This window comes from Marinilactibacillus sp. 15R, from assembly GCF_001895285.1.
GTDB lineage: Bacteria > Bacillota > Bacilli > Lactobacillales > Carnobacteriaceae_A > Marinilactibacillus > Marinilactibacillus piezotolerans.
On sequence record NZ_CP017761.1, the window covers coordinates 1,381,482 to 1,405,184 of the forward strand.

17 protein-coding genes, 20 tRNA genes and 3 rRNA genes are annotated in these 23,703 nt (G+C 39.9%); 35 read left to right on the forward strand and 5 right to left on the reverse strand.

The genetic code is table 11. The annotated features are described in order from the left end of the window. Positions 1–167: 167 nt before the first annotated feature. Complete coding sequence (locus tag BKP56_RS06670) at positions 168–1,358, reverse strand: IS256 family transposase (RefSeq protein WP_072693692.1); 1,191 nt, start codon at positions 1,356–1,358, stop codon at positions 168–170. Positions 1,359–1,560: 202 nt separating this feature from the next. On the opposite strand from BKP56_RS06670, the gene BKP56_RS06675 reads away from it, so the two are divergent. The 6 genes from BKP56_RS06675 to tnpC all read left to right on the forward strand — a co-directional run bounded on the left by BKP56_RS06675 (position 1,561) and on the right by tnpC (position 7,677). Continuing rightward, a complete protein-coding gene (locus BKP56_RS06675; protein WP_072694366.1) occupies positions 1,561–2,940 on the forward strand; it encodes a bifunctional metallophosphatase/5'-nucleotidase in 1,380 nt (459 codons plus the stop codon). Between the two features lie 22 nt (positions 2,941–2,962). After that, complete coding sequence (locus BKP56_RS06680) at positions 2,963–3,679, forward strand: YutD family protein (protein ID WP_072694367.1); 717 nt, start codon at positions 2,963–2,965, stop codon at positions 3,677–3,679. A 45-nt stretch (positions 3,680–3,724) separates the two neighbouring features. Further along, positions 3,725–4,507, forward strand: coding sequence for a TIGR01457 family HAD-type hydrolase (locus BKP56_RS06685; RefSeq protein ID WP_442914818.1), 783 nt, complete (start codon positions 3,725–3,727; stop codon positions 4,505–4,507). Then, on the forward strand, positions 4,504–5,136 hold the full coding sequence (locus tag BKP56_RS06690; protein WP_072694368.1) for a TIGR01906 family membrane protein: 633 nt from the start codon (positions 4,504–4,506) through the stop codon (positions 5,134–5,136). Before BKP56_RS06685 ends, BKP56_RS06690 begins: the two co-directional genes overlap by 4 nt. Before the next feature lie 531 nt (positions 5,137–5,667). Beyond that, the gene (gene tnpB, locus BKP56_RS06700; protein ID WP_072693819.1) at positions 5,668–6,027 is read left to right on the forward strand and encodes an IS66 family insertion sequence element accessory protein TnpB; all 360 of its coding nucleotides are present in this window, start codon (positions 5,668–5,670) and stop codon (positions 6,025–6,027) included. Positions 6,028–6,126: 99 nt separating this feature from the next. After that, on the forward strand, positions 6,127–7,677 hold the full coding sequence (gene tnpC, locus BKP56_RS06705; protein WP_083540463.1) for an IS66 family transposase: 1,551 nt from the start codon (positions 6,127–6,129) through the stop codon (positions 7,675–7,677). Positions 7,678–7,818: 141 nt separating this feature from the next. Here the strand turns inward: tnpC and BKP56_RS06710 are convergent, their stop codons facing one another. Genes BKP56_RS06710 through BKP56_RS06720 form a run of 3 tightly spaced genes read right to left on the reverse strand, consistent with a single transcriptional unit; the run spans position 7,819 to position 9,899 of the window. Then, positions 7,819–8,328: a phosphatidylglycerophosphatase A family protein gene (locus BKP56_RS06710; protein ID WP_072694369.1), complete on the reverse strand. Its 510-nt coding sequence runs from the start codon at positions 8,326–8,328 to the stop codon at positions 7,819–7,821. 37 nt (positions 8,329–8,365) lie between these two features. After that, the gene (locus tag BKP56_RS06715) at positions 8,366–9,367 is read right to left on the reverse strand and encodes an NAD(P)/FAD-dependent oxidoreductase (protein WP_072694370.1); all 1,002 of its coding nucleotides are present in this window, start codon (positions 9,365–9,367) and stop codon (positions 8,366–8,368) included. A gap of 40 nt (positions 9,368–9,407) precedes the next feature. After that, a complete protein-coding gene (locus BKP56_RS06720; protein ID WP_072694371.1) occupies positions 9,408–9,899 on the reverse strand; it encodes a divergent PAP2 family protein in 492 nt (163 codons plus the stop codon). Positions 9,900–10,151: 252 nt separating this feature from the next. Between BKP56_RS06720 and BKP56_RS06725 the strand changes: the two genes are divergently transcribed. Both BKP56_RS06725 and BKP56_RS06730 read left to right on the forward strand, forming a co-directional pair. Then, on the forward strand, positions 10,152–10,742 hold the full coding sequence (locus BKP56_RS06725) for a peptidylprolyl isomerase (protein ID WP_072694372.1): 591 nt from the start codon (positions 10,152–10,154) through the stop codon (positions 10,740–10,742). A 78-nt stretch (positions 10,743–10,820) separates the two neighbouring features. Further along, the gene (locus BKP56_RS06730; protein ID WP_072694373.1) at positions 10,821–11,678 is read left to right on the forward strand and encodes an ROK family protein; all 858 of its coding nucleotides are present in this window, start codon (positions 10,821–10,823) and stop codon (positions 11,676–11,678) included. 38 nt (positions 11,679–11,716) lie between these two features. Here BKP56_RS06730 and BKP56_RS06735 read toward each other — a convergent pair whose 3' ends face one another. Further along, positions 11,717–12,898, reverse strand: coding sequence for a MalY/PatB family protein (locus BKP56_RS06735; protein ID WP_072694374.1), 1,182 nt, complete (start codon positions 12,896–12,898; stop codon positions 11,717–11,719). A gap of 180 nt (positions 12,899–13,078) precedes the next feature. On the opposite strand from BKP56_RS06735, the gene BKP56_RS06740 reads away from it, so the two are divergent. The 27 genes from BKP56_RS06740 (at position 13,079) to BKP56_RS06870 (ending at position 23,569) form a co-directional block, all read left to right on the forward strand. Then, positions 13,079–13,462, forward strand: a complete 384-nt coding sequence (locus BKP56_RS06740) for a CvfD/Ygs/GSP13 family RNA-binding post-transcriptional regulator (RefSeq protein WP_072694375.1) — start codon at positions 13,079–13,081, stop codon at positions 13,460–13,462. 131 nt (positions 13,463–13,593) lie between these two features. Then, positions 13,594–13,986: a hypothetical protein gene (locus BKP56_RS06745; protein WP_232226854.1), complete on the forward strand. Its 393-nt coding sequence runs from the start codon at positions 13,594–13,596 to the stop codon at positions 13,984–13,986. 106 nt (positions 13,987–14,092) lie between these two features. Beyond that, positions 14,093–15,442: a glucose-6-phosphate isomerase gene (locus BKP56_RS06750; protein ID WP_072694376.1), complete on the forward strand. Its 1,350-nt coding sequence runs from the start codon at positions 14,093–14,095 to the stop codon at positions 15,440–15,442. A gap of 102 nt (positions 15,443–15,544) precedes the next feature. After that, on the forward strand, positions 15,545–16,069 hold the full coding sequence (locus BKP56_RS06755) for a GNAT family N-acetyltransferase (RefSeq protein WP_072694377.1): 525 nt from the start codon (positions 15,545–15,547) through the stop codon (positions 16,067–16,069). 457 nt (positions 16,070–16,526) lie between these two features. Then, positions 16,527–18,078 (forward strand): 16S ribosomal RNA (locus BKP56_RS06760). A gap of 216 nt (positions 18,079–18,294) precedes the next feature. Beyond that, a 23S ribosomal RNA gene (locus BKP56_RS06765) occupies positions 18,295–21,208 on the forward strand. A 230-nt stretch (positions 21,209–21,438) separates the two neighbouring features. Beyond that, positions 21,439–21,554: ribosomal RNA gene (rrf, locus tag BKP56_RS06770) — 5S ribosomal RNA — on the forward strand. The 16S, 23S and 5S rRNA genes sit together here with 20 tRNA genes alongside, the layout of an rRNA operon. Before the next feature lie 24 nt (positions 21,555–21,578). Next, positions 21,579–21,651: transfer RNA gene (locus BKP56_RS06775), tRNA-Val, on the forward strand. Positions 21,652–21,658: 7 nt separating this feature from the next. Further along, positions 21,659–21,731: transfer RNA gene (locus BKP56_RS06780), tRNA-Lys, on the forward strand. A gap of 40 nt (positions 21,732–21,771) precedes the next feature. After that, positions 21,772–21,853, forward strand: a tRNA-Leu gene (locus tag BKP56_RS06785). Between the two features lie 23 nt (positions 21,854–21,876). Further along, a tRNA-Thr gene (locus tag BKP56_RS06790) sits at positions 21,877–21,949 on the forward strand. Between the two features lie 7 nt (positions 21,950–21,956). Further along, positions 21,957–22,028, forward strand: a tRNA-Gly gene (locus tag BKP56_RS06795). A 77-nt stretch (positions 22,029–22,105) separates the two neighbouring features. Continuing rightward, positions 22,106–22,191, forward strand: a tRNA-Leu gene (locus BKP56_RS06800). 13 nt (positions 22,192–22,204) lie between these two features. Further along, positions 22,205–22,278: transfer RNA gene (locus BKP56_RS06805), tRNA-Arg, on the forward strand. 35 nt (positions 22,279–22,313) lie between these two features. Next, a tRNA-Pro gene (locus BKP56_RS06810) sits at positions 22,314–22,387 on the forward strand. Positions 22,388–22,435: 48 nt separating this feature from the next. After that, positions 22,436–22,509: transfer RNA gene (locus BKP56_RS06815), tRNA-Met, on the forward strand. Between the two features lie 16 nt (positions 22,510–22,525). Further along, positions 22,526–22,599 (forward strand) — tRNA-Ile (locus BKP56_RS06820). 18 nt (positions 22,600–22,617) lie between these two features. Then, positions 22,618–22,690, forward strand: a tRNA-Met gene (locus tag BKP56_RS06825). Between the two features lie 57 nt (positions 22,691–22,747). Continuing rightward, a tRNA-Asp gene (locus BKP56_RS06830) sits at positions 22,748–22,820 on the forward strand. Between the two features lie 11 nt (positions 22,821–22,831). Then, a tRNA-Gly gene (locus tag BKP56_RS06835) sits at positions 22,832–22,902 on the forward strand. 9 nt (positions 22,903–22,911) lie between these two features. Next, positions 22,912–22,985, forward strand: a tRNA-Ile gene (locus BKP56_RS06840). 25 nt (positions 22,986–23,010) lie between these two features. Continuing rightward, positions 23,011–23,099 (forward strand) — tRNA-Ser (locus tag BKP56_RS06845). A gap of 14 nt (positions 23,100–23,113) precedes the next feature. Next, positions 23,114–23,185, forward strand: a tRNA-Glu gene (locus BKP56_RS06850). 30 nt (positions 23,186–23,215) lie between these two features. Beyond that, a tRNA-Ser gene (locus tag BKP56_RS06855) sits at positions 23,216–23,305 on the forward strand. A gap of 30 nt (positions 23,306–23,335) precedes the next feature. Continuing rightward, a tRNA-Asp gene (locus tag BKP56_RS06860) sits at positions 23,336–23,408 on the forward strand. 5 nt (positions 23,409–23,413) lie between these two features. Then, a tRNA-Phe gene (locus BKP56_RS06865) sits at positions 23,414–23,486 on the forward strand. 12 nt (positions 23,487–23,498) lie between these two features. Next, positions 23,499–23,569: transfer RNA gene (locus tag BKP56_RS06870), tRNA-Gly, on the forward strand. The last annotated feature ends 134 nt before the right edge of the window (positions 23,570–23,703 follow it).

The window sequence follows — 23,703 nt, forward strand, 5'->3', positions numbered from 1 at the left end:
ATGACAAAATGATAAATATACCAAAAGCAGCTGCTTGTAAAACTCTATAGACTATAAAAAGCATAATAAGAAATTAGGAAAAGTAATAATAAAGTTTATGTTTAAAAGAAGAATTGCAGAGAGCGTCAAGAAGTTTGTGTAAATAAAAAGTTCCTTCTGTAAAAAACTTATCTTTCTTCTAGTTCTCCAAACATTTCCCAAAGTTCTGCTTCAGCTTGTTGGAAACCGCGGTGGCTTCGAGTTAAAAATTTCTGATTGTACAGATCAAAATTTGAGACTAAAAAGCGATCCATAGATTCTTCATTTTGAAATTGCTCTTTACGCCGACTGTATTTTTTAATTTGTTTGTTAAAAGACTCAATCAAATTAGTGGAGTACAAGCTTCTTCGGATTGAAGCGGGAAAGTCATAAAAGGTCAGTAAGCTATCGTTCTCTAAAATAGATTTGGTTACTCTAGGGTAGCGGGTGTGCCACTTCTCTGTGAAATCTAGTCGAGCTTCGATTGCTTTTTCTCGTGAGTCCGCTTGGTAAACCGCTTTAAAGTCTTCGCATATGTCTCTTCGATCTGCTACGCGTACTTTACTGGCAAGATTGCGAGAAACATGCACACAACAGTGTTGATACGCTGCACTGGGAAATACTTGATGAATGGTATCTTTAATCCCTTTAAGCCCATCAGTCACAAAGAGGAGAGCGGACTGAACGCCTCGACTTACTAAGTCTTCTAGTAGCTCTTTCCAAGTTATGGTTGATTCATTCGGTGCGATGGCATAACCCAGTACTTCTTTAGCGCCGTCTGGACGGATGCCTACGGCAATATGAATGGCTTCTTTATCGACGGTTTTACGTTTTAAAGGAATATAGGTTGCGTCCAGATAAATAGCGGCATAGTGCTTATTTAGTGAACGCTTTTTAAAAGCAGCGACTTCTTCAGAAAAGACTTTCGTCATATTGGACATCGTCTGTGGCGTATAATGATGGCCATACATTTTCTCAATTAGATCGGCAATTTCGGACATCGTGATCCCCTTTCGAAAAAGATGGATAATCGTTTCTTCCAAGGTCTCATTGGTTCGCTTATAGGCTGGGAAAGTCTGTTGTTTAAATTCACCATTCCGATCACGTGGAATCTGAAGCTGAAGTTCGCCGTATTCGGTTTTGACCTTACGATCATAGGTGCCATTCCGAGAGTTTCCTGAATGGAAACCGATCCGATCATATTTTTCATAATCCAAAAAGGCAGTCAATTCTGTTTTTAAGAGGGTGTTAACGGCTAATTCTAGATGAGAACGAAAACATTCGTTTAAATCACCTTTTGTGGCTAGAGTCTGTAAGATATCTGTAGTAAGATTGTTCATAGGGAAGTCCTCTTTTCTGTGAATGTAGTGTGGTAACTCTATTCTACAGAAGGGACTTCCTTTTTTCTATTTACACAAGATATTTTACACTCTCGAATTGCATACTGTACTATGATAGAGTAATGTTAAGATAAATGATATATTATAATAAGAAATATCTAGTAAATACATGGTTCAAAGCAAACAAGCGGAGGGTTATGGTTTGGAAAAAATTTCGATATACCATACAAATGATATACATTCACATTTGATGAACTGGCCACGAACTGCAAAGTTTTTACGAGATGTGCGTTCTTTTCATGAAAATCAAAAAGAAGAAGTATTGATTTTCGATATTGGAGATGCCTGTGATAGAGTTCATCCGCTCACAGAAGCAACTAATGGTCAAGCCATTATCAGGCTTTTGAACGATGCTCATTATGATGCTGTTACAATTGGAAATAATGAAGGAATTGGTAGTACTAAATATCAGTTAAATCAACTCTATAATGATGCCGATTTTAAAATCATATTGTCCAATTTAACCGATAAAGATACAAATGCATTACCAAATTGGGCTGTGCCTATTAAAATATATAAAACGAGCTCTGGATCAAAACTAGGCATATTTGCTTGTACAATTCCATTAACTGTAAGTTATGATCCTTTGGGCTGGAATGTAGAAGACCCTTTTAAGACAATCGAAAGAATTTTAGAACAATATCAGGGGATCGTAGATAACTGGATATTACTCAGCCATCTAGGAATTGACTATGATAGAAAAATAGCAGAAAAATTCCCTGAACTAAATGTTATAATAGGAGCACATACTCACCATTTGTTGCCTGAAGGAGAATACGTAAATAGCTCACTTTTAGCTGGGGCAGGAAAATTTGGAGAATATATTGGACAGATCAACATAGAAATTGAAAATCAAAAAATTGTAAAGGCTTCTGCAGAAGTGATCGATATAGAAAAAGCAATAAAGCCTGTTAAAGATGAAAATATACTTGTACACCAATACACACAGCTAGGACATGAGCTATTACAAGAACAAAAAATTGCAGATATTCCCGATACACTTGAAGCAGATTGGAAACAGTGTACAAATTTTGTGAATATCGGACTTGACGCATTATGCAATTATGCAGAAACAGATGCTGCAATTTTAAATTCGGGTTTATTCCTTCAACCGATTATAGAAGGCAGTGTGACAAATGATGATCTCCATAGAGCCTTGCCTCATCCTATGCGCGTGTTAAAATATACAGTAACTGGCAAGCAGTTAAAGGAATTAATCTACTCTATGGAAACTCAAAGAGCCAGATTAGAACCATTACCCATAAAAGGATTAGGGTTTAGAGGTAAAATATTTGGTAAAATTTGTTACAAGGGTATTCAAGTAACTGAAAACCAAGAAATCAAGTTTAACGGAAAATCGATTAGAGAAGAAGCTGACTACACAATTGCTTCAATAGATCATTATTTATTTGTTCCTTTTTTCCCAATAATTGGGGAGAAATCTGATTATCAAGTTCTGTTTCCACACTTCTTAAGGGTGGTCATAGGAAATTATCTGCAAAAACAATATCCGATAAAATAGAAAGACAAGAAGAAGGGGTCTTATGAGCGACACGTTAAAAGAAGAAAATAAAGAAGTACAAAATAAATCTGATATTACCCAAGACATAATAGATCTAGATATTTCAGAAGAAAATAAGTTAGTCAAAAAATTAGATCATGATACACTTTCCTTGAATGGTGCTGCTTACAAAATTGTTGAGGATTATAGAGAAGCAATCGATCTGGAAATGATAGAAGCAAGATACAGTGATTTCCTGGAAAAATATGACTATATTGTTGGAGATATTTCATACGATAAGCTTAGATTGAGAGGATTTTATTACTCAAAAAACAAAAAAGTACCGATCGACATGAGAATTTCTAGTTTAAAAGACTATTTGACTGAATATTGCAGCTTTGGATGTGCTTATTTTGTATTGGAACGATTAGAACCGAAGAGGAAACATACTGGTTCTTCTAAACGTAAGAGCAAACCAAACCAGAACAAAAAGAATACACAAAATAAAAAGCAGAAAAACTTACGTAAATTTGATCAAGCAAAAAAACGAGAAAAAAAGACTAAGCCAGAAAATAAAAATCAAGATAAAAAAATAGATAATATTGGAAATAAGAAATCTTTTACAAAAAAAGGTAAAATATCCGAGGAGTATGCAGATAAGCAGCCAGCTTCCGAGTCTAAGGACAACAAAGTGAAAACTATTAAAAATCAAAAAGGCGAAACAAAATTTAAAATACGCCAAAAAAATAAACCAGAATGAATAAAAATAAAAGAAACCAATGAGATAGGTTAGGAAGGCTAGTGTATGGTAGATAAAATGAAAGATTATAAAGGTTATTTGATTGATTTAGATGGAACTATGTATAAGGGGAGTGAACCGATATCAGAAGCCCCTGGGTTTATTAATCAGCTAAGAAAAGCAAAGAAACCATTTTTATTTGTTACAAATAACTCTACAAGTAGCCCTAAAGAAGTTTCAAAAAAGTTGAATGAGCAATTTAAGGTTGAAGCTTATGAAAGTGAAGTCTATACGAGTTCTCTAGCAACCGCAGATTACCTTAAGTCATTAGGTGGTAAGACGGTCTATGTTGTAGGTGAAAAAGGATTGATAGAAGCAGTCTTAAATGCTGGATTTAAAATAGATGAAGAAAACCCTGATCATGTAGTAGTAGGATTGGATCGAGCACTCACTTATGAAAAATGCGAAAAAGCAACCTTAGCTATTCAAAAAGGGGCAAATTTTATAGCAACGAATAAAGATACAAATTTACCAACAGAACGCGGAATGGTCCCTGGAGCAGGATCCGTAGTGGCTTTAATAGAAAAGGCCACTAGAATTGTACCGACCTTTGTGGGGAAACCCGAAGCTATCATTATGGATGAAGCTATAAAGCGGATTGGATTCAAAAAAAATGAAGTATTGATGGTGGGGGATAACTACGAGACGGATATTCTTGCTGGAATCAATAATGAAGTGGATACATTACTTGTATATACTGGTTTTACAAAGGAAGAAGATATGAAAACAGTTATTGAGCAACCCACTTATGCAATTCAAACGTTGGCTGACTGGAGAATTGATCTATGACTAGAGTGAAAGATGTCTTAGGAATTGTCAGCATCTTTTTGTTGATTATAACACTGTCGATTGCTGTTACAATCTGGTTTGTACCTTTATACCAATTTACTATACAAACCCAGAACATCCCAGAAGTACTTGGATTGACTTATGATAAGTTAATGGATAATTACTATGTGCTTTTACAGTACTTGCATTTTCCGTGGATTCAGGAATTGAAGCTGCCTGATTTTACAAGTTCTGAAAGTGGATTGCTACATTTTTATGAAGTGAAGTTACTTTTTTATCTCAATTATAGTGTGTTATTCATCAGTCTTATCTCTACACTGTTTTATTTAAAATTTGTAAAAAGAGCCAGAAGAGTCTGGGTGCTGATTAAGCCATTTTTTATTGCTTCTTTAATGCCGCCAGTATTATTGCTGTTTTTAGCGGTTAATTTTGATAGAATGTTTGTCTCGTTTCATCAAATCTTTTTCAATAATGAGGCTTGGCTGTTTAACCCTGCAACAGACCCGATCATTAATGCGTTACCACAGGACTTTTTTATGTACTGTTTTATTTTATTTTTCGTATTAATTGAAACTTCTTTCGTACTCGGGTACCAGAGAAGCAAAAAAAGTGCATTTCATAAAGGGTAAGTAAAAGTTTAAATAGAATAAAATTTTAGTCAAAAAAACAATCTACTTAATATCTCAAAGAAAATGAGATATTATTGAAGATTGTTTTTTTTATGGAAAAGCAAATAAAAAGAAATAATATTTATCGGTTTATGGGGAAAGGCGTTTTGAAAGTAAATAGGACGAACTATCTTACATTTATTTTTAGTGTGCTCTCTTGGTCTATATCGAATTGCGTAAAAGAAGCATATATAAAGAAAGAGAATGGAGCGATTAATCGTAAGCGATGAATAGCTAGGTACCTGTGAGTCCTAGCGGCCTCCTGTTAAACTTGAGATATCTTAAGTACACAGGAGGTTTTTAATTTGGAAAAGAATAAACAGTCTATCATACCGATAACCCTACATGACGATAAAACTGATCGCCGACACATTTCGAAGTTCCATTCACAGAAAATGGTGGCACATTTAAAAAATAGTCAGACAGAGCTACTTATTTACGAGGGGATCAAACCCTCGACATTGAGAGTTCTCCTCGCGGAGATGTCATTCAATGAAACTCGTTGATTTTACTCAAGTAGAGAATATTTTTATCGTGTGTGGAAAGACGGATATGCGCCGTCAAATTGATGGATTAGCTGCGACGATCACAGAAGAATATGATATGGATGTTTATCATGAGGCCCTCTTTCTCTTCTGTGGTGGAAAGAAGGATCGGTTCAAAGCTCTTTACTGGGAAGGCGACGGCTTCCTTCTCTTATACAAGCGTTTAGAGAATGGGAAATTGAATTGGCCGCGTAACCAGAACGAGATTCAAAAGTTAAGTGCGCAACAGCTGCGTTGGCTGCTTGAAGGATTATCTGTTAATCAAAAAGTCTCCATAAAACCTGCGGTTAAAGGAAGTATAGCCTAAGAAATGAGAGAGAAATTGATGAAAAAATCAATGGCTCTCTCGTTTTCTTTTTCTGACTAGTGTAAAATTTAAGTACTATTTATGTGAGGAGAAGCAGACATGTCTATCAAGAGCGAAAAACAGTTTGAAGTGATTATTGAAAAGTTAGATCAGCTGTTAGAAGAAAACAAACAACTGAAGACCATTATCGCTCAAAAAGATGATGAGCTTTCCTTACAGAAAGAACAAATCGAATTCTTAACTCAGAAATTGTACGGCCCAAAGAAGGAAACGTTGAAAGATGATCCCAATCAAGGCAATCTCTTCAATGAGCGCCTTTTTAGCGAACCAGAGCAGACTGGTGACCAAAGCGACGAAGAAGAAGTTATAGTCACAACCGTTAGCCGTCGCAAAAAACGTAAAGGTTTAAAAGACAAGCAGTTGTCTTCTCTTCCTACTGTTGATCACATTCATGAAATCGAATCTTGCACGTGTCCAACATGTAAGGAAGCAATGAAAGAAATCAGTACACAACTCATCCGTCAGGAAGTGAAATTTATCCCGGCAAGAGTTGAAAACCACAGACATTTCCAAAAAACATATGCCTGCGCGAACTGCGAAAAAAGCGGGACACGGACGCCGTTTGCAAAATCTGAAATCCCAAGACTTCCTTTAAATAATACAGCCGCCTCTGCGTCGCTGATAGCAGAAACGATGTATCAGAAGTTCGAGCAAAAAGTCCCAGCCTACCGACAAGAGGCTTATTGGAATCTACTTGGCTATCCGATTCCTCGGCATACCATTGCGAATTGGCACATTAAAACGTCCCAGTATTATTTCGAAGCACTGGTGGCTGTAATGCGACAAGAACTGTTGAACCAGAAGGTTCTACACGCCGACGAAACGACATTCAAAGTACTGAATGACAAAGACCGACAAAAGTCCTATATGTGGTTATTCAGTACCGGCAAATACAGCGAACGTGCCATACATATCTACAAGCTTGGTCCATCACGCAGTGGCTCTGTCCCTAGAGATTTCTTAGAGGAGTACACTGGCTATCTACATAGTGATGGATTCTCCGGGTACAACAATCTTCCAGGGATGACGATGATTGCCTGTCTGGCGCATATCAGACGGAAGTTCTATGACGCCCGTCCAAAGAACTATTCCAGTAAGAGTGTCGCTCATAAGGGAGTCACGCTGTGTAACGAGTTATTTGCGTTGGATAAGTCCCTCAAGGACTTATCTGTTAGCGAACGGTATGATCAGCGCTTAGAACTAGTGAAGCCAAAGCTTGAGGCGTTTTTTGACTGGTGTGAATCCCTAACTGCGCATGGCAAACTTGGCACAGCGATCAACTATGCGCTGAATCAGAAAGAGCGAATGATGAACGTTCTGAAGGACGGCCGTCTCGTGCTATCCAACAATCTAGCCGAACGTGGCATCAAGTCACTCGTTATGGGCAGAAAGAACTGGCTGTTTTCAAAATCTTTTGAGGGTGCTCATGCCGTTGCGACTATTTTGAGTCTCGTCGAGACGGCCAAATCCAACGGATTACATCCACGAAAATATCTGGACTACCTCTTAACTTATCTTCCAAATCGACAAAATACACCTTTGGAGGCTTATTTGCCATGGAATCCAAAGGTGCAGATGGAATGTCGCTAGACATTCAGTATATTATACTCTTCGGACATTTCTTATTATAGAGGTGTCCGATTTTTATTTGTAGGTACTCAGCTATTCATCGCTTACGATTAATCCATTCTCTTTCTTCTTAAATGATTCATTATATCATTTGAGTTTTACTTATTTCATTATATCTGATATGCCTGGATCATCATGTGCTAAACGACTGGCAGCTGCTGCAGCAATTGCTCCAACGATATCATCCAAGAAAGTGTGTGTCTGGTCTTTATTTTGGTGATCGTCAAGTTTTGCAATTAATTTGGGTTTAGTTTTGTCTAAGAAGCCATAATTAGTGAATCCGATAGATCCATATACATTGACGATCGATAAGGCTAAAATCTCATCTATTCCATATAATCCCTCATCTTCTTGAATGATTTCCTGAAGTGGGCTGGAGAGTTTACCTTGTTCGCACAAGACGTCCAACTCAATCCCTGTAAGAATCGTATTTTGAACTTCTCTTTTCTTGATCACTGACCGAACATTTTCCAAGCAGATTTCCATAGAAATATCTGTTATATATGGTTTTTGAAGGTCATAAACTAATTCTGCTATTTCTTCTAGAGACACGCCTCGTTCTTTTAAGCGTTCCAGTGCTACTTTATGCAATTTTGAGCTAGATTGTACCATGTTTAAGTCCTCCTTGATATTTTTTTCTGTTTCAGAATTACTTGTCAAACGATAATTTAGTACTTTGATAAGGTTGAGCATGTTCTTTTGGACGAATGTAATGAATGGCATGATTGACTGCTGTAGGAGCTTCTCCAAAACCTGTAGCAATCAATTTAATTTTACCATCATAAGTACTAACATCGCCAGCAGCATAAATTCCTTCAACAGAAGTTTCCATTTTGTGATTGACTATAATTTCATTTCTATCTAATTCAATATTCCAATTCCTAAGCGGGCCTATCGAGGAACTGAAGCCGTAGTTGACAACAAAGAAATCAAGATCAATTGTTTTTGTTTCATCTCCCTTTGATTTCTTGAAAGTAACAGACTGAAGCTCTTCGTTTGTTCCATTCAACTTATAAGGAATATAAGGTGTCATTAGTTCAATCGATGAATTTTTAACTTGTTCTACTGAAGCTTCATGTGCTCTGAATTTATCTCTACGGTGAATCAGATAAACTTTATTAGCGATTGGTTCTAGTGTTAATGCCCAATCAACGGCAGAATCACCTCCGCCACAAACTGCAACAGTTTTGTCTTTATATTGTTCAAGGTTATTTACAATATACTGTAAGGATTGTTCCTCATATAATTCAGCATTTTCCACAGTTAATTTTCTAGGTTTGAATGCACCTTGTCCTGTGGTTACAATAACTGTCTTAGAATAGTGTTTACCTTTAGCCGTTCTTAGTTCAAAAATATCGTCATCCCGTTTGATGATTTCTTCTACTTGTTCTTCAAGACAAATCTGCTGATCAAAGAGATCCATTTGAGCTGTTAGTTCTTTGATCAATTCTTTTCCTGTAACTGCCGCATGTCCACCAATATCATAAATTTTTTTATCTGGATACAACAGAGCGACTTGTCCACCTAAGACGGGTAAAGTTTCAATCAATTTTGTTTTAGCATTTCTCATACCTGAGTAGAATGCTGAGAACATTCCCACAGGACCACCACCAATTATAGTGATGTCATATATTTCATTTTCGTTAACCAATTTAAATCCTCCATTAAACTAAATACATTTAATAAATTTACTAGTAGGCAATATGAATTAGGAAAGAAATCAGAATTCCAGATAAAATACCAAAAAATACTTCAATTGGTTTATGACCAAGAAATTCTTTTGAATGTCTATCGTCTTCGATTAATTCTTTAACGTTTTTGGTTCCTTCTTGTCCGATAGTAACAATTGTTTTTCGAATATTTTCTAAATCGGCAATCAGCTCATTAATTAAAATACCATGTTCACCACTTTGTCTTCTGACACCCATTGAATCGAAAATAACAATTACTCCAAATGTTGCGGCAATAGCAACTAAAGGGGAAGCAACTCCCTCTTCAATGGTCAAAGCAGTAATTAAGGCAGTAACACCAGCTGAATGGGAACTGGGCATACCACCAGTAGAAGTAATCAATGCTAATGAAGTAGGGCGACCTAATATAAATGCGACAGGAACTTTAATAAATTGAGTAATGATAATTGCACAGAGAGCAGCGATTAAAGGGTAATTACTGAAAAATGGCATAAACAATCTTCCTTTTTAAGTGATGCGGTTCTAATACTAATCATAACACGAAAAATAAAATTATTAATGGAAAACTTTTAACAGGAATTGAATATCTCTGGAAGATAAATCCTGTTGAATTATATGGAGACAAAAAGAGTTGGATTTTAAAATCGGAAAATGATTGATCGAACTTGTTTATGTAGAAAGAGGTTGGAAACGTGATCGATCTAAGGTAAAATGTTTATGATATCAAAAGGAGGAATTTATAAAATGAGTCAGTTTCCACAACTAGCAGAAAAGAATAAAGATACCCTAACAGCAACGATTAAAACCAACAAGGGAGATATTACAGTGCAGCTTTTTCCAGAGCACGCACCCAAAACAGTAGAAAATTTTACTGGTCTAGCTGAAAAAGGTTATTATGATGGGGTTATTTTTCACCGGGTAATTCCGAATTTCATGATCCAAGGAGGAGATCCTACGGGAAGTGGAATGGGCGGAGAGAGCCTTTGGGGAGGAAATTTTGAAGATGAATTTTCACCAGAATTATTCAATTTAAATGGAGCTTTATCTATGGCCAATGCTGGACCAGGAACCAACTCTAGTCAATTTTTCATCGTCACAATGTCAGAACTTCCTGAACAAATGGTTTCACAACTTGAACAAGCAGGATTTCCTGAAGAAATCATTGATGCGTATAAGCAAAATGGAGGTACTCCTTGGCTAGATCAGAAACATACGGTTTTTGGTCATGTTATAGATGGTTATGAAGTAGCTGAATCGATTCAAAATGTCGAGCGTAATGCTATGGATAAACCAAACGAAGATGTAGTGATTGAAACAATTGAAGTTCACAGATAATCAGATTAACAGAATAGGTAGAGCATAAGTTGGCTCTACCTTATTTCTCTACATAAAATTTATATAAGGAGTGGTTAAATGTTAGGAGCAATCGAAGCTGGAGGTACAAAATTTGTATGCGCTGTTAGCAATCGTTCATTAGAAATTCAGGATCGTGTTTCAATTCCAACAACAACGCCAGAAGAAACTTTAGAGAAAGTGTTTTCTTTTTTTGATCAGTATGAATTAGAAGCAATGGGTATTGGTTCTTTTGGACCGATTGATGTAAACAAAGCCTCAAGTACTTATGGATACATCACTACCACTCCTAAAACAGCATGGCAGAACACTGATTTTTTAGGACAAATGAAAAATAGATATAATATACCAATAGGATGGACAACTGATGTTAATGCAGCTGCTTTTGGAGAACTAGAAAAAGGTGCTGCAAAAGGTAAATCATCCTGTGTTTATCTAACAGTTGGAACTGGAATAGGTGGAGGGGCTGTAGTGAATGGCGAGCCGCTTGAAGGATTTGGACATCCAGAAATGGGACATGTGTTAGTTAGGATGCATCCGGATGATGACTTCGAAGGTATTTGTCCTTTTCACAAAAATTGTTTAGAAGGGTTAGCTTCTGGCCCCGCTATTGAAAAAAGATATGGTGAAAAAGCTCAAAACTTAACTGACAAACAAAATGTTTGGGAAATACAAGCTTATTATTTGGCCCAAGCTTTAATGAATTATACTTTGATTTTAAGCCCTGAGCGAATTATTCTTGGTGGAGGAGTTATGAAACAACAGCATTTATTCCCGCTAATTAGGAAAGAGTTTAACAGTTTAATGAAGGGTTACGTTAATACACCTGATTTAGATGAATATATTGTTTCTCCAGGTTTAGGAGACGATGCCGGAATTACAGGCAGTCTTATATTAGCGTTAAATGAATTAGATTAAAACAAAGTCACTTCCAGTTTTTGGAAGTGACTTTTTAACTAATTTTTTACTGAATCAAATACTTTTTTGACTCTTAGTAGTCCCTCTTCGAGTACAGATCTTGGACAAGCGAAATTTAAGCGCATAAATTGCTGGCTAGAGTTACCATAAGCTATCCCTGCATTTAAAGCAATATCGCCTTTTTGTATAAATGTTTCTGTCAGTTTGTCACCTTCAATATGCAGACTAGAAGCATCAAACCAGAAAAGGTAAGTAGATTCTGGTTTCATATAAAATACTTCGGGTAACTCTTTGTCAAAAAACTCAATAACTAAATTGCGATTTTCTTCCAAATACTCCATAAGTTCTTTATGCCATTCTATACTTTTTGAAAATGCTGCTTCAGTAGCAACCATTCCAAACGTAGATATACTGTTTTGTTCAGTTTCGTGTTGTACGGTTTCTATTTTTCCTTTCAATTCATCATTGCAGACGATATAAAAAGCAAGTTTAACTCCTGCTAAGTTAAATGTTTTGCTGGCAGAGTGTAAAGTTACTACCCAGTTTTTATATTCTTCTTTTAAGGATATTGGAGAATAAATGGTAGAGTCAGTGTAAGTTAGATCACTGTGGATTTCATCACTGATTAAAATAACTTCGTATTGGATACAAAGATCGATTAATTGGATTAGTTCTTTCTTAGTCCAGACACGTCCTCCGGGATTGTGCGGATTACTTAAAATAAACATTTTGATAGAGTGTTCTTTGAAAGACTTCTCAATATGGTTATAATCCATTTTGTATTGCCCATTTTCAATTATCAAGGGTGTACGGTATATTCTGCGATTATTTGATTGAACAACTGAAGAAAAAGGAGTATAAACAGGGTCATGAATCAGAACGCCATCATGTGGAGAAGTGAGAGCTTGAACACAAACGGCGATTGCGCCTACAACTCCTGGTGAGAATAAAATATTTTCCTTGTTGATATTCATCTGATGTCTTTCTTTTTGCCAGAGAATTATAGATTTGAATAAAGAATCAGACGGTAAAGCATAACCTAGAATTTGATCATCAATTAATTCATGCAACGCTTTCCTTATTTGATCAGAAATTTTAAAGTCCATATCAGCTATCCACATTGGCAAAGCAGTAGCAGATCCAAATAGTTGTTCTCTAGTATCCCATTTGACACTGTTTGTTTCACTTCTGTCGATTATTTCGTCAAAATTTTGACTCATACATATCATCATCCTTTACTTTTTTTCATTATATCCTTGTTTAATAGTAATTTCTACAGAGGATTTAAAGCTATCACTATCATTTAAAAAAGTACCCTAATTTCCCTACATCTATGTTTCATGCTATAATTAATTAGATATTAATAAAAAATACTCCATGACAGACAGAGAGGTGATTTCATGGATTATAAAATTGGAAATCGTGTGCGCGGTACTGTTACAGGCATACAACCGTATGGAGTATTTGTTGCATTAGATGATGAAACACAAGGTCTTGTCCATATTTCTGAATTAAAGCATGGATTTATAAAAGAAATAGAAGATATAGTCAATATAGGTGATGAAGTGGATGTCATCATCATGGACATTGATGAATACAGTAAAAAAATTAGTCTTTCAATGAGGGGTCTGCACAGTCCAAAATATCATCCATTTTCAAATAAAAAAAAGAATCCCAGGTATGGACGTCGAACTGGAACTGAATTTGAATCAATCAGAAAGCAGCTTCCTGTGTGGATTGACGAAGCACTTCGAGAAATCGAAAAAAATGAACAACATAGTTGATAGCAGTTTAAAAGTTCCAATACTTTAAAAACTGTATACTGTTTAGATAGCTGGATATTCTCTTTTCATAGTAGAAGCTTCTTAATATCCAGATTGATGAATGACTGGTAAGACTACGAGAGGTGTAAAATTTGATAGCAAAAAATCGTTATGTAGCATGTACAGTTTTAGTAAAAGATGAAGATGATAGATTTGTATTTTTAGTAAAAAAAGAAGCAGAAGGATTTTCTTTTCCTGCTACAGAAGTTTTGCCAAGGAAAACCGGGTTGGCTTGTATTATTGATCGAATGAAAGAAGTACTCTTGTTAGATGTTGAAAAACTTGAGTTAAATGAGCTCACGAACGCAGTAGTAGCAAATCACCGCGTTCCGCTATTTGTGTTCAACTATGAAGATGAACAAATTAAAAGTCCAATGGAGTTGTTACCAGAAGATAGTGAACTTACTTGGGAACATTCAGAGAAAATTACTAAAACCTTAAAAGATTGGGAAATATCTGGAGTTCCACAGTTTTTATTGATTTAAAAAATGAAAACAAGGGAGATCTTTTTACCTGCCTCTTGTTTTTTGTAGGACAAATCATTTAAAATAAGTAATGAAAGATACCAAAAACATGGAGGTTAGAACACAAATGGCTCACATTTCATTTGATTATTCAAAAGTACTAAATCGTTTTATCGGAAAAGAAGAACTGGGAAATATGCAAGCTCAAGTTACAACAGCTGACGACACGCTTAGAAATGGTACTGGAGTAGGCAGTGATTTTCTTGGATGGGTTGATTTACCTACTGCTTATAACAAAGATGAATTTGCCCGCATAAAAAAAGCAGCTCAAAAGATTAAATCTGATTCAGAAATCCTAATTGTTATTGGAATAGGTGGATCATATTTGGGTGCTAAGGCAGCAATCGATTTCCTTAATCACTCGTTCTACAATGAATTAAGTTCAGATAAAAGAGATACTCCGCAAATTTTCTTTGCAGGAAATAGTATCAGTTCAACTTATTTGGCTGATTTAATTGAATTGATAGGAGATAAAGATTTCTCTGTAAACGTCATTTCTAAATCAGGAACAACTACCGAACCGGCAATTGCTTTTCGTGTATTTAAAAATCTACTTAATGAAAAATATGGAGAAGAAGAAGCAAAAACTCGTATTTTTGCTACAACAGATAAAGAAAAAGGGGCATTAAAATCACTTGCTGATGCAGAAGGATATGAAACCTTTGTTATCCCTGATGACGTTGGAGGACGTTTTTCTGTACTTACAGCTGTAGGGTTACTGCCAATTGCAGTTAGTGGCGGAAACTTAGACGAGTTAATGAAAGGTGCAGCAGACGCAGCAAGTTTTTATACTAAAGCTGATTTATCTGAAAACGAAGCTTACCAATATGCTGCATTAAGAAATGTTTTATACCGCAAAGGCTACTCTACAGAATTGTTGATTAACTATGAACCAAATTTACAATACTTCTCTGAATGGTGGAAACAATTATTTGGCGAATCAGAAGGAAAAGACCAACGTGGAATTTATCCTTCAAGTGCAAACTTTTCAACTGATTTGCACTCATTAGGTCAATATATCCAAGAAGGTAGACGTAATTTATTTGAAACAGTTATCAAAATTGATAATCCTACTAAAACAGTAAAAATCCCTTCAGATTCAGAAGATTTAGATGGACTAGGCTATTTAGAAGGGAAAGAAATTGATTTTGTTAATACTAAAGCTTCTCAAGGTACGTTATTGGCACACACTGATGGGGATGTTCCAAATTTTGTCTTAACAATTCCTGATACAAGTGCTTATACTCTTGGGTATCTATTTTATTTCTTTGAAATATCTGTAGCGATTTCAGGTTATCTGAATAGTGTCAATCCTTTTGATCAACCAGGCGTTGAAGCGTATAAGAAAAACATGTTCGCGCTTTTAGGAAAACCAGGATTTGAGGAATTAGCTAAAGAATTAAATGATCGTCTTTAGAATTAATTAACTAACTATATAGTAAAAAACCTCTAGCAGGAAAATACTTCTTGCGGAGGTTTTCTACTATATATATTTATATTGGAAAGGTGAGAAATCAAAATGTCTAAACAGATAGTGGTGAATACAGCTCAGATAGAAGAGTATCAAAAAGTGATGGAGATTTTAACGGATACAGCGAAATGGTTGAATGAAAAAGGTTCTACACAATGGAATGACTTGTTATCCGGAGAAGATGTTCACAATACTAAAAAGGTGATCGAAAAAGAAGAAGTTTACTTAGTTAGTCAACAAGATCTAATAATTGGGATGTTTGTGCTTTGGGAAAATCAGAGTCAATGGGATCAGATTTTATGGGGGACAGAACCAGTCAATGATATCTGCTATTTACATAGAGTAGCATTGACAAAAGGGGCGCATGGAAGAAAGGTTGGTATTCAATTGATTAATGCAGCTCTTAGTACTGCAAAGCAAAACAATAAAAATAAAGTGAGATTAGATTGTTTAGCTGATAATCAATATTTGAATCAACTATACAAAAATGCCGGATTTCAGTTAAAGGCAGCTGGAAAGACGGCAAACGAGTTTAATAGTAACCTTTATAATTTATATGAAAAATCTCTTTAAAATAACTACTTAAATAGAGATTTCATGATTAAAAAGAAAAAACCAATCATTTTTTAGAATATTTCTATTGACCAGACCTCGATAACATGATAAAGTATATCTTGTCGCTTGTGAGTAACGAATAGATGTCAAAAGCAGTATGAAAAAATGTGCTTGACACAATTACACACAAGATGATATACTATTACAAGTCGAGTAAGTTAACGCTTCCAACATTGAGCTGGATGGATATTGTTACGAAAAAGTTTTTAAAAAGCAGTTGACATCAAATCGACAACATGGTATGATATAAAAGTTGCTTACAAATAAAGCAACGACTTATAAAGTAGTAGATCTTTGAAAACTGAACAAAGTAAAAACAACCAAATGTGCAGGGGTCTTCGATTCTTTATTGGATCAAGACAACTATCGGATGAACAAGGTTCATCCACAATTAATACAATGAGCTTTTCAAACTTAAAACGAGAGTTTGATCCTGGCTCAGGACGAACGCTGGCGGTATGCCTAATACATGCAAGTCGAACGATGAAATTCTCTGCTTGCAGAGAATGGATTAGTGGCGAACGGGTGAGTAACACGTGGGTAACCTGCCCATAAGAGGGGGATAACATTCGGAAACGGATGCTAATACCGCATAGGTCTTTGAGACGCCTGTCTCTTAGATGAAAGGTGGCTTCGGCTGCCGCTTATGGATGGACCCGCGGCGTATTAGCTAGTTGGTGAGGTAATGGCTCACCAAGGCTGTGATACGTAGCCGACCTGAGAGGGTGATCGGCCACACTGGGACTGAGACACGGCCCAGACTCCTACGGGAGGCAGCAGTAGGGAATCTTCCACAATGGGTGAAAACCTGATGGAGCAATACCGCGTGAGTGAAGAAGGTCTTCGGATCGTAAAGCTCTGTTGTTAGAGAAGAACAAGTCGGGTAGTAACTGCCCCGGCCTTGACGGTATCTAACCAGAAAGTCACGGCTAACTACGTGCCAGCAGCCGCGGTAATACGTAGGTGACAAGCGTTGTCCGGATTTATTGGGCGTAAAGCGAGCGCAGGCGGTCTTTTAAGTCTGATGTGAAAGCCCACGGCTCAACCGTGGAGGGTCATTGGAAACTGGAAGACTTGAATGCAGAAGAGGAAAGTGGAATTCCATGTGTAGCGGTGAAATGCGTAGATATATGGAGGAACACCAGTGGCGAAGGCGACTTTCTGGTCTGTAATTGACGCTGAGGCTCGAAAGCGTGGGGAGCGAACAGGATTAGATACCCTGGTAGTCCACGCCGTAAACGATGAGTGCTAAGTGTTGGAGGGTTTCCGCCCTTCAGTGCTGGAGCTAACGCATTAAGCACTCCGCCTGGGGAGTACGGCCGCAAGGCTGAAACTCAAAGGAATTGACGGGGACCCGCACAAGCGGTGGAGCATGTGGTTTAATTCGAAGCAACGCGAAGAACCTTACCAGGTCTTGACATCCTCTGAACACTCTAGAGATAGAGCTTTCCCTTCGGGGACAGAGTGACAGGTGGTGCATGGTTGTCGTCAGCTCGTGTCGTGAGATGTTGGGTTAAGTCCCGTAACGAGCGCAACCCCTATTGTTAGTTGCCAGCATTCAGTTGGGCACTCTAGCGAGACTGCCGGTGATAAACCGGAGGAAGGCGGGGATGACGTCAAATCATCATGCCCCTTATGACCTGGGCTACACACGTGCTACAATGGATGGTACAACGAGTTGCGAGACCGCGAGGTTTAGCTAATCTCCTAAAGCCATTCTCAGTTCGGATTGCAGGCTGCAACTCGCCTGCATGAAGCTGGAATCGCTAGTAATCGCGGATCAGAACGCCGCGGTGAATACGTTCCCGGGTCTTGTACACACCGCCCGTCACACCACGAGAGTCTGTAACACCCGAAGTCGGTAGGGTAACCCTTTTGGGAGCCAGCCGCCGAAGGTGGGATGGATGATTGGGGTGAAGTCGTAACAAGGTAGCCGTATCGGAAGGTGCGGCTGGATCACCTCCTTTCTAAGGATATTGCCTTAAGGGCAAACGGAACCTTGCACAGGTATTTTACTTTGTTTAGTTTTGAAGGATTTATTCCTTCTATATATTTGTTCTTTGAAAACTGGATAGTTGAATTAATACAAACATGTTAAGTAACAACACCGAGATTAACAATTGAGAACAGTTTTGTTCCTTGAATGAAACTCTCATCGCTAATAATCATACGCTTAACCACCAGGTTAAGTGAATAAGGGCGCACGGTGGATGCCTTGGCACTAGGAGCCGACGAAGGACGGGACGAACACCGATATGCTTTGGGGAGCTGTAAGTGAGCTTTGATCCAAAGATTTCCGAATGGGGGAACCCATCACCAATCATAGGGTGATATCTTTTCAGTGAATACATAGCTGGAGAGAAGGTAGACGTGGGGAACTGAAACATCTCAGTACCTGCAGGAAGAGAAAGCAAATGCGATTCCCTGAGTAGCGGCGAGCGAAACGGGAAGAGGCCAAACCAGAGAGCTTGCTCTCTGGGGTTGTAGGACCGGCGATATGGACGAGTGAAGATAGTAGAAACAGTTGGAATGCTGTGCGAAACAGGGTGAAAGCCCCGTATACGACATCTGATCTTACCTAGCTGGTATCCTGAGTACGGCGGAACACGAGAAATTCCGTCGGAATCCGGGAGGACCATCTCCCAAGCCTAAATACTCCCTAGTGACCGATAGTGAACCAGTACCGTGAGGGAAAGGTGAAAAGAACCCCGGAAGGGGAGTGAAACAGCACCTGAAACCGTGTGCTTACAAGTAGTCAAAGCCCTTTTACGGGTGATGGCGTACCTTTTGTAGAATGGACCGGCGAGTGACGATGTCATGCAAGGTTAAGCCGAAGAGGTGGAGCCGCAGCGAAAGCGAGTCTGAATAGGGCGTTTAGTATGCCGTCGTCGACCCGAAACCAAGTGACCTACCCATGTCCAGGGTGAAGGTGCAGTGAAATGCACTGGAGGCCCGAACCCACGTACGTTGAAAAGTGCGGGGATGAGGTGTGGGTAGCGGAGAAATTCCAATCGAACTTGGAGATAGCTGGTTCTCTCCGAAATAGCTTTAGGGCTAGCCTCGGATAGTGCATCGTGGAGGTAGAGCGACTGTTTGGACTAGGGGCCCTTATCGGGTTACCGAATCCTGATAAACTCCGAATGCCACTGATGTAGATCCGGGAGTCACACTGCGAGTGATAAGATCCGTAGTGGAAAGGGAAACAGCCCAGACCGTCGGTTAAGGTCCCAAAATCCTTGTTAAGTGGAAAAGGATGTGGGGCTGCTCAGACAACTAGGATGTTGGCTCAGAAGCAGCCATCATTTAAAGAGTGCGTAATAGCTCACTAGTCGAGTGGCCCTGCGCCGAAAATTTACCGGGGCTAAACAAGGTACCGAAACCACGGATAGAACCAATGGTTCTATGGTAGGAGAGCGTTCTAAGGGCATTGAAGCAAGATCGTGAGGACTTGTGGAGCGCTTAGAAGTGAGAATGCCGGTATGAGTAGCGAAACACGGGTGAGAATCCCGTGCACCGAATGACTAAGGTTTCCTGGGGAAGGCTCGTCCTCCCAGGGTTAGTCGGGACCTAAGCTGAGGCCGATAGGCGTAGGCGATGGACAACAGGTAGAGATTCCTGTACCAGTCTGCTTTGTTTGAACAATGGAGGGACGCAGGAGGCTAAGATAAGCACGCTGTTGGATATGCGTGCCCAAGCAACAAGTCTGAGTAGGAGTCAAATGCTTCTGCTCACACGGACAAGTTGTGATGGGGAGGGAACTTATAGTACCGAAGTATCTGATGTCACACTGTCAAGAAAAGCTTCTAGTTAGAAGTAGGCTGCCCGTACCGCAAACCGACACAGGTAGTCGAGGAGAGAATCCTAAGGTGATCGAGAGAACTCTCGTTAAGGAACTCGGCAAAATGACCCCGTAACTTCGGGAAAAGGGGTGCTGACCAACTGGTCAGCCGCAGTGAATAGGCCCAAGCGACTGTTTACCAAAAACACAGGTCTCTGCTAATTCGAAAGAAGATGTATAGGGGCTGACACCTGCCCGGTGCTGGAAGGTTAAGAGGAAAGGTTAGCTTCGGCGAAGCTTTGAATTGAAGCCCCAGTAAACGGCGGCCGTAACTATAACGGTCCTAAGGTAGCGAAATTCCTTGTCGGGTAAGTTCCGACCCGCACGAAAGGTGTAACGATTTGGGCACTGTCTCAACGAGAGACTCGGTGAAATTATAGTACCTGTGAAGATGCAGGTTACCCGCGACAGGACGGAAAGACCCCATGGAGCTTTACTGTAGTTTGATATTGAGTGTCTGTACAGCTTGTACAGGATAGGTAGGAGCCAATGAAACCAGGACGCCAGTCTTGGTGGAGGCAATGGTGGGATACTACCCTCGCTGTATGGCCACTCTAACCCGCAACCGTCAACCGGTTGGGAGACAGTGTCAGATGGGCAGTTTGACTGGGGCGGTCGCCTCCTAAAGAGTAACGGAGGCGCCCAAAGGTTCCCTCAGAATGGTTGGAAATCATTCGAAGAGTGTAAAGGCAGAAGGGAGCTTGACTGCGAGACTTACAAGTCGAGCAGGGACGAAAGTCGGGCTTAGTGATCCGGTGGTTCCGTATGGAAGGGCCATCGCTCAACGGATAAAAGCTACCCTGGGGATAACAGGCTTATCTCCCCCAAGAGTTCACATCGACGGGGAGGTTTGGCACCTCGATGTCGGCTCGTCGCATCCTGGGGCTGTAGTCGGTCCCAAGGGTTGGGCTGTTCGCCCATTAAAGCGGCACGCGAGCTGGGTTCAGAACGTCGTGAGACAGTTCGGTCCCTATCCGTCGCGGGCGTTGGAGATTTGAGAAGAGCTATCCTTAGTACGAGAGGACCGGGATGGACATACCGCTGGTGTACCAGTTGTCTTGCCAAAGGCATCGCTGGGTAGCTATGTGTGGACGGGATAAACGCTGAAAGCATCTAAGCGTGAAGCCCCCTTCAAGATGAGATCTCCCATTCCTTTAAGGAAGTAAGATCCCTGAGAGATGATCAGGTAGATAGGCTGGAAGTGGAAGTACAGTGATGTATGGAGCGGACCAGTACTAATCGATCGAGGACTTAACCACAATATATAAAGTGGAACGAGACGTTCAGGCTTGCTCGAAATACAAAAGACGTTCTTTAGCGGTCCCTAGACAGCTGAAGAGAGTCGAAGTATTTCTGAGAAGCCTGGCGAGTGAAACTGGAATAAAGTGGGAAAAGCGTATGATGGTGTTGTAGACAAACTTGTTTGGAAAGTTCAACTATCTAGTTTTCAGAGAACAACGTTCTCTAAAAGATATAAAAAGAGTCATTGTGCGGTGATGATGGCGGGAAGGATCCACCTGTTCCCATTCCGAACACAGCCGTTAAGCTTCCCAGCGCCGAGGATAGTGAGGGGTTTCCCCTTGTGAAAGCAGGACGTTGCCGTGCAGCTCTTTTAATATTTTGATTTATGGAGGCTTAGCTCAGTTGGGAGAGCATCTGCCTTACAAGCAGAGGGTCAGCGGTTCGAGCCCGTTAGCCTCCATTTTTTTGAGCCATTAGCTCAGTCGGTAGAGCATCTGACTTTTAATCAGAGGGTCGCAGGTTCGAACCCTGCATGGCTCATAGCACAAAAAGTGTGAAATTTGAATTCTAAGAAGATATAGCGGATGTGGCGGAATTGGCAGACGCACTAGATTTAGGATCTAGCGCTTCACGGCGTGGGGGTTCAAGTCCCTCCATCCGCATAGCTTTAAAAATTTTCTAATATGCCGGCTTAGCTCAGTTGGTAGAGCAACTGATTTGTAATCAGTAGGTCGAGGGTTCGACTCCTTTAGCCGGCATCATTTAGCGAAAGTAGTTCAGTGGTAGAACATCACCTTGCCAAGGTGGGGGTCGCGGGTTCGAATCCCGTCTTTCGCTTGATTGGTTTTGATTTTAAAGGCCAGCTACTTAAATAAAAATATATGATCTACAATGTTTTATGCCCTTACTTATAAGCCGGGGTGGCGGAATTGGTAGACGCACAGGACTTAAAATCCTGCGGTGAGTTTTCACCGTGCCGGTTCGACTCCGGCCCTCGGCACTTAACTTAATACGCACCCTTAGCTCAATTGGATAGAGTACCTGACTACGAATCAGGCGGTTAGAGGTTCGACTCCTCTAGGGTGCATCTCTTTCCAAATGGAAAGTAGAAAAATGGACATACGGGAAGTAGCTCAGCTTGGTAGAGCACTTGGTTTGGGACCAAGGGGTCGCAGGTTCGAATCCTGTCTTCCCGATTTCTTATGAAGAAAGCACCGGTCAATACTTTTCTTACATAGGATAATGGCGGTGTAGCTCAGCTGGCTAGAGCGTACGGTTCATACCCGTGAGGTCGTGGGTTCGATTCCCTCCGCCGCTATATTTATGTAGTAAGCGGACCTTTAGCTCAGTTGGTTAGAGCAGACGGCTCATAACCGTCCGGTCGCAGGTTCGAGTCCTGCAAGGTCCATTTTAACTTTTATATTATCGCGGGGTAGAGCAGCTGGCAGCTCGTCGGGCTCATAACCCGGAGGTCGCAGGTTCGAATCCTGTCCCCGCAATTTTCATGATTGTTGTTGCTTTAGTAATTTACAGCATGATATATATTTTGAAATCAAGGTCCCGTAGTGTAGCGGTTATCACGCCTGCCTGTCACGCAGGAGATCGCGGGTTCGAATCCCGTCGGGACCGTCTAACATAATGCGGGTGTAGTTTAGTGGTAAAACCACAGCCTTCCAAGCTGTTGTCGCGAGTTCGATTCTCGTCACCCGCTTTTTGTTTGGGGCCTATAGCTCAGCTGGTTAGAGCGCACGCCTGATAAGCGTGAGGTCGGTGGTTCGAGTCCACTTAGGCCCATTTCGTATCAATATTATATTGGTATGGGGAAGTACTCAAGTGGCTGAAGAGGCGCCCCTGCTAAGGGTGTAGGTCGGTTTTCCCGGCGCGAGGGTTCAAATCCCTCCTTCTCCGTTTTTTATCTTTAAGGCCCCTTGGTCAAGCGGTTAAGACACCGCCCTTTCACGGCGGTAACACGGGTTCGAATCCCGTAGGGGTCATTAGTGAATAGTCACTATATAGTTTTTGCTGGAGGATTACCCAAGTCCGGCTTAAGGGAACGGTCTTGAAAACCGTCAGGTGTGTAAAAACGCGCGTGGGTTCGAATCCCACATCCTCCTTCTTATATAAAATGAATAGTTAGAAATCAAGGTCCCGTAGTGTAGCGGTTATCACGCCTGCCTGTCACGCAGGAGATCGCGGGTTCGAATCCCGTCGGGACCGTTTTTGGCGCAGTAGCTCAGTTGGTAGAGCAACGGATTGAAGCTCCGTGTGTCGGCAGTTCGACTCTGTCCTGCGCCATTTTTTCGCTTTGCGAGTGTAGTTTAGTGGTAAAACTACAGCCTTCCAAGCTGTTGTCGCGAGTTCGATTCTCGTCACTCGCTTTATAAGAAAGACCTGTTTATAAAATAAGATTAAAAGTATAATCCGATAGAAATCGGATTATACTTTTTTTATTTTATAATTAAGAAAGAAACTGGTTCTCTGTCAAACATACTAAGATTAGTAGTGTAATATC